This is a genomic window from Pseudopedobacter sp. (assembly GCF_040392825.1).
Taxonomy (GTDB): Bacteria; Bacteroidota; Bacteroidia; order Sphingobacteriales; family Sphingobacteriaceae; genus Pseudopedobacter.
The window spans coordinates 1-11845 of the sequence record NZ_JBEBVH010000114.1 but is presented as its reverse complement, the minus strand read 5'-3'; the positions used below and the strand labels follow the sequence as shown (position 1 = coordinate 11845).

At 37.2% G+C, this 11845-nt stretch carries 10 protein-coding genes and 1 riboswitch; of the genes, 8 read left to right on the top strand and 2 right to left on the bottom strand.

Translation table 11 applies throughout. The features are described 5' to 3' along the window. Nucleotides 1-86 precede the first annotated feature (86 nt). A complete protein-coding gene (locus ABWO41_RS09670; protein WP_353137093.1) occupies nt 87-1202 on the bottom strand; it encodes a YncE family protein in 1116 nt (371 codons plus the stop codon). Between the two features lie 198 nt (nt 1203-1400). Beyond that, a riboswitch (cobalamin riboswitch) is annotated at nt 1401-1605 on the bottom strand. 151 nt (nt 1606-1756) lie between these two features. Between ABWO41_RS09670 and ABWO41_RS09665 the strand changes: the two genes are divergently transcribed. Then, complete coding sequence (locus ABWO41_RS09665; RefSeq protein ID WP_353137090.1) at nt 1757-2449, top strand: SIR2 family NAD-dependent protein deacylase; 693 nt, start codon at nt 1757-1759, stop codon at nt 2447-2449. A gap of 70 nt (nt 2450-2519) precedes the next feature. Here ABWO41_RS09665 and ABWO41_RS09660 read toward each other — a convergent pair whose 3' ends face one another. Beyond that, nucleotides 2520-3401, bottom strand: a complete 882-nt coding sequence (locus tag ABWO41_RS09660; protein WP_353137087.1) for a fructosamine kinase family protein — start codon at nt 3399-3401, stop codon at nt 2520-2522. Between the two features lie 68 nt (nt 3402-3469). Here ABWO41_RS09660 and lepA point away from each other — a divergent pair, with 68 nt between their 5' ends. From lepA to ABWO41_RS09625, 7 genes are all read left to right on the top strand, one after another. Then, the gene (gene lepA / locus ABWO41_RS09655) at nt 3470-5257 is read left to right on the top strand and encodes a translation elongation factor 4 (RefSeq protein WP_353137084.1); all 1788 of its coding nucleotides are present in this window, start codon (nt 3470-3472) and stop codon (nt 5255-5257) included. A gap of 96 nt (nt 5258-5353) precedes the next feature. Beyond that, nucleotides 5354-6238 (top strand): bifunctional 5,10-methylenetetrahydrofolate dehydrogenase/5,10-methenyltetrahydrofolate cyclohydrolase, encoded by an 885-nt coding sequence (locus ABWO41_RS09650; protein ID WP_353137081.1) that lies wholly within the window; start codon nt 5354-5356, stop codon nt 6236-6238. 221 nt (nt 6239-6459) lie between these two features. Then, nucleotides 6460-7074: a TetR/AcrR family transcriptional regulator gene (locus ABWO41_RS09645; RefSeq protein ID WP_353137078.1), complete on the top strand. Its 615-nt coding sequence runs from the start codon at nt 6460-6462 to the stop codon at nt 7072-7074. Further along, nucleotides 7064-8371, top strand: coding sequence for a TolC family protein (locus tag ABWO41_RS09640; RefSeq protein WP_353137075.1), 1308 nt, complete (start codon nt 7064-7066; stop codon nt 8369-8371). Before ABWO41_RS09645 ends, ABWO41_RS09640 begins: the two co-directional genes overlap by 11 nt. 12 nt (nt 8372-8383) lie before the next feature. Continuing rightward, entirely contained in the window at nt 8384-9478 is a 1095-nt protein-coding gene (locus tag ABWO41_RS09635; RefSeq protein WP_353137072.1) for an HlyD family secretion protein, read from the top strand. Between the two features lie 2 nt (nt 9479-9480). Continuing rightward, a complete protein-coding gene (locus ABWO41_RS09630) occupies nt 9481-11067 on the top strand; it encodes a DHA2 family efflux MFS transporter permease subunit (RefSeq protein ID WP_353137069.1) in 1587 nt (528 codons plus the stop codon). Nucleotides 11068-11091: 24 nt separating this feature from the next. Beyond that, nucleotides 11092-11385, top strand: a complete 294-nt coding sequence (locus ABWO41_RS09625; protein WP_353137066.1) for a DUF3861 domain-containing protein — start codon at nt 11092-11094, stop codon at nt 11383-11385. Nucleotides 11386-11845: the final 460 nt, after the last annotated feature.

The following is an 11845-nucleotide window of genomic DNA, read 5'->3' as shown; positions in this document are numbered from 1 at the left end:
TGTATGGCCTAACAGACTGGCTGTTGGTATAACGGGATCTTTGATACAGCCTCCTGGTTAATAAATATTATATTGGATGGTGAAGCTTACCTGTATGTGTAATTAAAAACAGCGCTTTGCGGGCCTTGCGCCGACTTAAAGTTGTACTTAACTTTACCATCCTTATCAAACACATAAACTTTACCTTCGGTAGAGCTGTAGCTTATAGCATCTGCAATGACAACAGACTCATCGAACCCATTAACAGTAATGCCATACGGGCTAACAATAGATACATTTACATTAGTTACAAAAGAAGCCCCTAACGTACCTGTAGTGATATCAAAAGGAAAAACCATAGCCCAGTCCTTCGCTATATAAGCATTGTTTTTATACATCGCTAATGCCCCCACGCTATACTCATAAGTCTCAGCTACCGCATCTGTTGTGCTGCTTATTTTAGTCAGCGCAGGCTCACTTTCTAAATATATACCTAAAGAAGTAACTAATAAATCACCATTTTCAGCAGCAACAATTTTAGCAGGATTATCGCTTACAGATATTCTTTTGGTCTCTGTAAATGTAGTTAGATCTACCACTACCACTTTATCTTCTAAACTGTTTTCGTAAAGATAATGTGATGATCCCGCTACATAAAGCTTCCCGTTTGCAACCGCCAGCCCTTCCAATGCCTCTGCATTAATGTCTCCGTTTTTCAGTTGCAGATTTCCATCAACAGTTAAACTGGTGGTATCTATACGACTAACTACACCATCATATCTGGAAACATAAGCCTTATTTTTGTAAAAAGTGATATAACGTGGCATATAACCTCCAGTCTCTCCATTAAAGGGAATACGTTTTAACGATTTTCCTGTGGCAATATCTATTACATCAACAAAAGAAGACTTTTCACTTTGTTTCCCACTCACTACACAATACATCTTGCTGCCATATTGCTTCAGATCATTTGCTGATTCGCCTAAATTAGTTCCATTAACCTGTTTATAATAATCTGTTATAGTATTGCCCGTGGTAATGTCGTAGTAAGTAATAGTACTATTGCCTCCTCCCATATTACCTTCATTTAATATATAAATTCCTTTTGTATCTGTAATTTCACCGAGAAATTGCGGTTCTGTTTTATCTTTTTTACAAGAGCTAAAAAAGATAGCACTTAAACTTAGTATTGTCAATAAGGCTTTAAAAGTGTTTGTTCTCATGTATAAATTATATTAATGTTAGTAGTTTTTAACAGGTACTTTTCATTTCGTCTTTGCCGCAATGCCCAAAAAGCCATTTCATAAACGCTCCTTTTAAGCTTTACTTAGCACACATCCCTCTCGCAAACAGAAAACAGAAAACAAAAAATAAAAAATAAAATATCAGTACCTATCATAGCCCCAATCCCCGAAGGCTAAGAATCTGTATGTTAAAAGGCAGGTCTTCTGACTTACTCTCCTGTTTTCTGCCTTCCCATCCAAACTTCGTAAGGACAGTGGCCAAAGATTAGAAAACAGTTTAAAGAGCTTACAGCTGCGGGACAGTTACGGATTTACACCATATTCCCTATTAATTCCGATAAAAGCCAGGCTACTAACGGAAACCTTCAACAGCGCAAAAGTACATATTTCGTTCAATTATTTAGTATTTATATTACGACTGCCATTATTACAAAGAAAAAGTACAATTACTACACAAATTTCAATTGAAAATAAACAACCATAGAATCTATAATTTTTTTGATCTTTAAGCGCTGTAGTAAACTGATTAAGGGATGAAAAATATAGTGATATTAACCGGTTCGGGAATAAGTGCCGAAAGTGGAATTGCAACATTCAGAGAACAAAATGGTTTATGGGAGAACCACCGTATAGAAGATGTCGCTACTCCTGAAGCGTGGTTAAAGAATCCGGAGACAGTACTTAATTTTTACAATCAGAGGAGGCAACAGGCGCTAGCTGCAAACCCTAATTATGCCCATTTGGCACTTAAAGAACTCGAAAAAGATTTTAACGTTCAAATTATAACACAAAATGTCGATCATCTGCATGAACAGGCAGGAAGCACCAATATTATTAAATTACATGGAAGTCTATTTTCTAAATGCAGTGACAAAAACCGAGCTATTAAAGCTGAGGTTTACGATAATATGACTTTTGGAGAGAAAGCTCCTGATGGTGGCTACTGGCGACCCGATATTGTATGGTTTGGAGAAGCTGTTTCCGAAATTGAAAATGCTCTTCCCTATTTCAGGCGAGCCGATGTCTGTGTCATTATAGGCACCTCTATGCAGGTTTATCCTGCCGCTGGTCTTACACAATATTTACCCCAATATGCAGAGATCTTTATCCTGGATCTTAACAGTCCTACGGCCAATAACTCCAGAGCTAAGGTAAATTATATTACAAAAAGAGCTACCGAAGGAGTTGACGATGTAATTAATCTTTTAAAAGACAAATTGTTATAACTTCCATTATTAAAATTCATTATTAGGTTCTCTATTCCTTAAAAAATTCAGAAACTGCAACCTGTAAATCCTACAGATATCTTTTGAATACCGCCCGAATCTGGTGCAGATAAGATCCACCAAATAAATTAAGATGAATTAGCAAAGGATATAAATTCCAGATATCACAACGCTCCTGCCAACCACGTTTTAAAGGGAAAGTTTCTTGATAAGCTTTATAAAAACCATCGCCAAAGCCACCGAATAGCCTAGTCATAGCAATATCGATTTCACGGTGCGCATAATATGCTGCCGGATCAATTAAGATAGGTTCCTGCAATTTATCTGTAACCGCATTACCATTCCATAAATCACCGTGTACAAGAGAAGGTTTTTCAGGCTCGTAAATCGTATTTAAAAAAGTGTAGACTTTTTCAAAATTAGAGACATCCGATGTTTGCAGCAAAGCTGAAGAAAGTGCCAGTTTAATTTGCGGATTTAGCCTGCGCTGAATAAAGAAATTCAGCCAGTCTTTATCTGGCGTATTATCCTGATGTAAACTTCCCATATAGTTAGATGTATAAAAGCCGAAATCTTCATGTCTGTAAAGATGCATTTTAGCGAGACGAATTCCCAGGTCATGCATGGCCGAAATGGTAAATTGCTCCAGATCTATCCATTCTAAAATCAGGAAGGTACTGCCATCACTCTCTCCAAACGCAATTACCTGAGGAGTCTTTACAGCCTGAGCAGAATGTATAAGTCGGAGTCCTAAAGCTTCCTTTTCGAACATGTCCGGGTACCGCCTGGCTTCATTTATTTTAATAAAGTAATTAGAAGTAGTACCAGCAAGGCGGAAAGCACTGCTAATATCGCCTCCTCTAATAGACTCAAAATACTTGATTTTAAAATCATTACCTTCAGAAACCTTAACAATTTCTTCTACTTCGTTTCTAAATTTTTCGGACCACATTATTTTTTAAAATACAGTTGTAAAATCGCAATTAATTTTTTACTAAAAAATCTATCTTTGCAAATCACATGAAGCATATACGTAACTTCTGCATTATTGCACACATCGATCATGGTAAGAGTACACTTGCCGATCGTTTATTGGAATATACTAACACCATTACCCAACGCGAAGCTCAGGAGCAATTGTTGGATGATATGGATTTGGAACGCGAACGTGGTATCACTATTAAAAGTCATGCCATTCAGATGAATTATAAATATAATGGTGAGGACTATGTGCTTAACCTGATTGATACACCTGGACACGTAGATTTCTCTTACGAAGTTTCGCGATCTATTGCTGCCTGCGAAGGCGCTTTATTAATTGTAGATGCTTCTCAGGGGATTCAAGCACAAACTATATCTAATTTATATCTGGCGTTAGAACATGATTTAACCATTATTCCTATCCTTAACAAGATGGATCTTCCGGGTGCTATGCCAGAAGAAGTTAAAGACCAGATAATTGATTTGATTGGCTGTGACAGAGACGAAATTATTCCTGCGTCCGGAAAAACAGGAATGGGAGTTTACGATATTTTAAGTGCTATCATAGAACGTGTTGCTGCTCCGGTTGGAGATCCGCAGGCACCGCTTCAAGCTTTAATTTTCGATTCAGTATTCAATCCTTTCCGTGGTATCATTGCCTATTTTAAAGTTGTTAACGGTGAAATCCGTAAAAATGATAAAGTAAAATTCGTAGCCACAGCTAAAGAATATTATGCCGATGAAGTTGGCGTATTGAAACTGCAACCTTCGCCAAGAGATGTAGTTAAAACCGGTGACGTAGGCTATATTATTTCTGGTATTAAAGAAGCAAGAGAGGTTAAAGTAGGTGATACGATTACGCATACAGCCCGACCTTGCTCAGATGCTATCCAGGGTTTCGAAGAGGTTAAGCCAATGGTATTTGCCGGCATCTACCCTGTCGATACAGAAGATTTCGAAGAATTGAGGGAAGCAATGCATAAACTGCAGCTTAATGATGCTTCTATCGTTTTCGAGCCTGAGTCTTCCGCTGCTCTGGGATTTGGTTTCCGTTGTGGATTCCTTGGAATGCTACACATGGAAATTATTCAGGAACGTTTAGAAAGAGAATTCGATATGACGGTTATCACGACCGTACCTAACGTTTCTTACAAAGCGTACACTACCAAAGGCGATGAGATTATAGTAAATAACCCTTCTGAATTACCCGATCCGTCTAAAATGGATTTTGTAGAAGAGCCTTTCATTAAAGCCAATATCATTACCAAATCGGATTATGTTGGCCCTGTAATGTCCCTTTGTATTCAAAAAAGAGGAGTTATTGTCAATCAGCACTATTTAACTTCAGACCGTGTAGAATTGGTTTTCGAAATGCCTATGGGCGAAATCGTATTTGATTTTTACGACAAGCTAAAAACCATCTCCAAAGGCTATGCATCTTTCGATTACCACCAGATTGGTTACAAACAATCTGACCTGGTTAAATTAGATATCATGTTAAATGGCGAGCAGGTAGACGCACTTTCTTCATTAATTCATAGAAGTAACTCTTACGAGTTTGGCAAGAAGATTTGTGAGAAACTTCGTGAGTTAATTCCGAGACAACAGTTCGAAATTGCTATCCAGGCATCTATAGGAGCTAAAATTATCGCTCGCGAGAATGTAAGAGCATTAAGAAAAGACGTTACCGCAAAATGTTATGGTGGTGATATTTCCCGTAAACGTAAGTTATTGGAAAAACAGAAAAAAGGTAAAAAACGTATGCGCCAGGTTGGAAACGTAGAAATTCCACAGTCGGCGTTTATGGCGGTATTGAAATTGGATTAGATTTTTAGGTATCAGGTATCCAGTATAAAGTATCAAGGCTATTAGTCCGATACCCACACACCAGATACTTGATACTAAGTACTTGATACTAATAATATGAAATTACTAGACGGAAAATTAGTTTCTGAAGAGCTTAAAAAGCAGATAGCTGTAGATGCAGCTGAAATGTTGGAGAAAACGGGCAGGAAACCACATTTGGTTGCTATTTTGGTAGGTAACGACGGTGGTAGTGAAACCTATGTTGCAAGCAAAATGAGAAACTGCGAAAAAGTAGGTTTCAAATCTTCTTTAGTAAGATATGACGTAACAGTTACGGAAGCTGAGTTACTAAATAAAATTGAAGAGCTGAACAAAGACGCCGAAGTAGATGGATTCATTGTGCAGTTACCGCTTCCAAAACATATCAATCCCGACGTCATTACAGAGGCTATAGATTACCGTAAAGATGTAGACGGATTCCATCCAATCAATTTAGGAAGAATGCAGCGCAATCTGCCTTGTTTTTTACCTGCTACACCTTATGGTATATTATTGATGTTAGAGTACTATGGTATTGAAACGGCTGGTAAAAACTGCGTGGTTGTGGGCAGAAGCAATATTGTGGGAAGTCCAATGAGTGTACTAATGGCCAGAAATGCTAATCCGGGCAATTGTACAGTTACTTTAACCCACAGCAGAACAGCTAATTTGGGCGAATACACTAAAAATGCTGATATACTAATTGCCGCAATAGGCAAAAAGAATTTCATTACCGCAGATATGGTAAAAGATGGTGCTGTAGTAATAGATGTAGGCATGAACCGCGAAACTTCTGCCACTACAAAATCAGGATACAAACTTTATGGTGACGTTGATTTCGAAAACGTAGCGCATAAAGCTTCTTATATTACCCCTGTCCCGGGTGGTGTTGGCTTAATGACTATTGTCTCTCTATTAAGAAACACCCTTGCCGCAGCCAGAGGCGAATTTTACGCTAAATAGTTAAATTACTTTAAACATATTGTGAAAAGCGATTCTGAATAGAATCGCTTTTTTGCTTTGTGTTATATTTATTTGAACGTCCTTCCCTTTGAAAAATAGCCTAAATGTAAATAACCTCAATTATCAACCTAATGTAAACTCTCACACAGCAACTAAACAAATGTTTAATTAAACACTTGTTTAGTTTAAACGATTGTTTAAATTTGCGCACTTCTAAAAAGATGGATATCAACGATAAACAAAAAGAAATTTTATTGGTAGCTGAAGATTTATTCGCTAAAAATGGCTTTGATGGTACCTCTGTAAGAGATATAGCACAAAAAGCTTCAATTAATGTTGCCATGATTAACTATTATTTTGGCTCTAAAGAGAAGCTTTTAGAAACATTGGTACAATACAGAGCTAATGAGCATAGAATAGACCCCAGCCAATACGATTTTGAAACTGATGCACTAAAAAGATTAGACAGAATGATAGAACATTATGTTGAAAAGAAGATAACAAATCAGCATATCTATCAGATTCTTGCTACGGAAGCATCAGTTAAGAAAAGAGTAGTTAATTCTCAGAAATTTAAAGAATTAAGATTATATAATATCAATTGTATAAAGGAGGTTGTAGAGTATGGCTGCCAGCAAAAGGTATTCAAATATTACGATCCTATTTTACTACACACTACAATGATTGGCACTTTTATGAATCTGCGAATGAACCAATCTATTTTTGAAGATTTACTACACCTGGATCCAAAACAAGACTTCAATCAATTTTTGAGAGAAGCACTTACCAAACATTTAAAATTTACACTCAAAGCAATATTAACTCATGAAAATTAAGCATTGGACAATTGCATCCTCTATCATAATGAGTTCTTTTTCTATACATGCACAGGAAAGAAAACATTTAGATATAGAAGAAGTGCTCCATTTGGCATTTACACAGTCTAATCAAGCTAAAGCTTTAGATGCCAGTGTACAAACAAAACACCTACAATACGAAGCTGCCAAAGACAACTACCTACCGGAAACAAAATTATCAGGCACCTATCTCGCACTAAACACTCCTAACATAGATTTCAAAGCCAAAGAATCATCTTCTGATAATAGTGGAAGTGGCTCAGAAATAGCTCCAAACCAATTAATGCTTGGCCAGCTTTCTGTTAATATGCCCATATATGCAGGCGGGAAAATCAGAAACAGCGTAAAAACGGCAGAAGATACCTGGAAAGCTGCCGAATTAAACAGCGTAGCATCTAAACAAAATCTATCAGTTCAGGCTTTGCATCTGTATCTTGCCTTATATAAAGCCCAGCAAACGACATCTTTAATAGCCGAAAACATTAAAAAATCTGAACAGCAGGTAAAGGACTTTAAGGCTATGGAAGAGAATGGCCTGATTGCCCGAAATGATTTATTAAAAGCAGAATTACAACTTTCTGACTACAAAGTTTCTTATCAGGAAGCAGCTAAAAATGTAAAGGTATTAAATTACCAGCTCAACACTTTACTTGGCTTAAACAGTAATACAGAATTAGATGAAATAAAACTCACTAAAGAACTATTAATTAGTAATATATCTGATGGAAATTTAAAAGACAGATACGAAATTAAAGCTTTGGAAGCTCAAAAAGAAGTGGCGGAAGATCAAATAAAAGTCACCAAATCTGCTTATAAGCCTACCTTGTTTGCTACTGCTGGCTATGCCGCTATACATGTACCCAGCGTGGTTACGGTTACCAATGCGCTTAATGCCGGAGTTGGTTTATCTTATGATCTGGGTTCGCTATACAAAAACAAAAAAAAGGTGAACGTAGCGAAGCAAAACCTTGTGGAGGTAGAAAGAAATCTGGCCGTTACAGAAGACAACATTAAAAATCAGATACAAGAGGCACAGCAAGAAGTTGCACTGGCTCAGGAGAAAAATAAGCTTCACCATCAGGCACTGGATCAAGCTAACGAGAACTATCGGATTGTAAAAGACAAATACGAAAATGGTGTTGCAGATACTGATGATTTGCTAACTGCCGACGTACAGCAACTACAAAGTAAAATAAGTCTGGCTATGGGCGAGGCAGATCTGGTAGAAACTTATTACAATTTATTATTAGCAAACGGTCAATTAAACATACAATAGACATAAAAAATCATGGAAAATACCGCACAAACACATAAACCAAAGAACACCAAATTTGTGTTTATCCTGGCTACCATAATTATTTTAGGTGGTGGCTTTGGAATATATAAATACCTGCATAGCCAAACGTATGAAACTACAGACGATGCGCAGATAGAACGTAATTTAAATCCTATTATCCCTCGTGTAGGTGGATACATAGATCGTGTATATGTTCACGACAACCAGATGGTAAAAAAAGGCGATACTTTATTTACCATCCAGCCGGTAGATTATCTGGTTAAAGTAGAGGAAGCAAAAGCAGCTCTGCTAGCTGCCGAAAGCGCTTATGAAGTAGCTAAAGCAGATGTAAATGCGGCCTCTGCTAATGTAGCCATTTCAGACGCAACTATCCAATCTAATACGGGAACTATAGAAGCAGCAGAAATCAGGTTACAACAGGCTACTAACGATTTTAATCGTTATGCCAACCTGTACAAAAACCACTCTATTACTAAACAACAATACGAACAGGCTTTAACGTCGAAGTTAGAGGCAGAAAAACAGGTAGAAGTACTGAAACAACAACGCAGAGCCAGCAGCTCTCAAAAAAATGCAGTGGTAAGCAAAACCGATGTAGCAAGCAAACAAACTGAAGTAGCTCATGCTAATATTGAAAGAGCAAAAGCTACCTTGAAGGCTGCAGAACTTAATCTGTCTTATGCAACAGTTGTCGCTGCTGTGGATGGTCAGGTTTCAAATATCAAACTACAACCAGGACAATTGGTTAATGCAGGCCAGTCTATGTTCTACATCATTAATAATACAGAAACCTGGGTAGTCGCCAATTTTAAGGAAACTCAGCTAAATAAAATCAGAGCAGGTCAATTGGTAGAAATTAAGGTAGATGCATATCCGGATGATGTAATTGAAGGTCAGGTAGAGTCCTTCTCTCCTGCTACAGGTTCTAAATTCGCATTACTTCCTCCGGACAATGCTACAGGTAACTTTGTTAAAACAGTGCAACGCCTACCGGTAAAAATCACTTTCACAGAACATAACAAACCTGAAATTATAGCTATGCTTCGCCCGGGAATGAATGTGGATGTTGATGTGCACACAAAATAACTATGGAAACTTTAACAGATAAAGATAGTTTGGTTGAATATGGGTTTAAAAGGGTATTAATTACCATTACCTGTATTTTATGCGCTTTACTTGAAATTGTAGATACCACCATTGTTAATGTGGCTCTTAATGACATGAAAGGTTCGTTAGGGGCAACTTTAACAGATGTTGCATGGGTGATTACAGCTTATGCTATTGCCAACGTAATTGTTATTCCCATGACCAGTTGGTTATCGCAGCAATTTGGCAGACGCAATTATTTTGCTGCCTCTATTATTATTTTTACCGTATCCTCATTCCTATGTGGTAATGCTACCAATATTTGGGAACTGGTGGCTTTTCGCTTCATACAAGGCATGGGTGGTGGAGCTTTATTGGTTACTGCCCAAACAATACTGACAGAGAGTTATCCTCCTGAAAAACGAAGTATGGCACAGGCTATTTATGGTATGGGAGTTATTGTAGGACCTACATTAGGCCCTCCTCTAGGCGGTTATATTGTAGATAATTTCTCGTGGCCTTATATTTTCTACATCAATGTTCCTTTAGGTATTATAGCTGTTTTGATGACACTTTCCCTGGTAAAAAGTCCAAGCTACGGAAAAAAACAATCTGCCAGAGAAGTAGATTGGTGGGGAATGATTTTCCTGATTATGTTTATCGGTTCTCTGCAATTTGTGCTGGAACACGGGCAACAGGACGATTGGTTTGAAGACAGAACGATATTAATCTTGAGCATTATGTCGTTCTTCGGTCTGTTCTTCTTCATCTGGCGGGAACTCACTTATGCTAATCCAATTGTGAATTTGCGGGTACTTAAAGACAAAAACCTGCAAGTTGGTACTGTTATGAGTTTTATATTAGGATTCGGTTTGTTTGGTTCTACTTTCATTATTCCTATCTATACACAATCAATTCTAGGTTGGACGGCTACTGACGCTGGTATGTTATTAATTCCAAGTTCTATTATGACGGGGCTGATGATGCCCTTTATAGGAAAGATGATACAGAAGGGCGTTCCTCAAAAATATATGGTTGCCCTAGGTCTGTGTATTTTCTTTGGCTATTCTTTCTTTATGTACGGATTGATTACCAATGATACGGGTGCCGAACACATGTTTTTACCCCTAATTATAAGAGGGATTGGATTGGGGCTACTCTTTGTACCGGTTATGACCTTGTCTTTATCTACTCTTTCTGGTAAAGCAATTGGAGAAGGGGCTTCTTTTACCGGAATGAGCAGACAGTTGGGTGGTTCTTTTGGTATTGCATTGATTACTACTTTTATCTCCAGAGATAGTCAGCATCACAGAGTAGATTTAATAGGCAATCTGGATCCTACCAAATTTGAAGTACAACAAAGGATAGCCCAAATGCAGGCCAATTTTATAGGTAAAGGTTTTAGTCCAAACGAAGCACTTTCCAAAGCCTATCAACTACTGGACGGCGCTGTTACCAAACAAGCCACTGTGTTGTCTTATATGGACGTTTTTTTGTATTTAGGGCTCTTATTTTTAATCTGTGTTCCTTTTGTACTGATGATTAAACAAGGTAAAAAACAAAAAGTAGATATGTCTAATATGCATTAACAACAAATGTTAAACAATAACTTTATGGAAAAGAAAGCACATCAATACAGATTAAGATTAGAGTATCTCGAAAATAATAAGGGAGAATCAATGAATATGGATCCTATTGAATTAAAGTTCGACAACCATGACGATATTTTTAAAATTGTTCAAATGCAACAGGACAGAAATATCTTTGGCAACAAAAACCAATCTGCCGAATTTGCCATTGGATTGAAATTGTTTAGCGAAGTAATGTTAAAAAACCGCAGTAATCCATTATTTGAAGAGCTATTACCCGCTTTTGGTGCTTTCATGAAAAAGCTTAAGGGTAAATAAAAACACATTGCGAGGTTTTAGGATACCTAGTTTAGCTTATTCTGGAAATATTTGTAAACAGCTATTTTTAGATGTTAGCGCATTTCGAAACATACATGAAACGGATTTAAAACCGATTTATCTATTCGGAATGCGCCGGGCTAATATCTCGAACTATAGTCTCTCATTATATAGTGCCCAAAACTATTATTCCATAATGAAAATGCCAAATGCTATAAAACAAATTCCTGCTTTACAGCGTTAATAAGCTATTCTTGTCCGTTTCTGAAAAAGAAAAATCAACACCAGATTACTACATTTATTAAAAAGACATGTTAACAGATATCCACCCAAAGCTACCCATGCGAGATAAAGCCAAAACAAAAGATTTTTATATCAATAAGTTGGGATTTAAAGAATTAGGTACTGTAGACTATAATGGCTACTTAATGGTTGAGAGGGAAAATATTCAAATTCATTT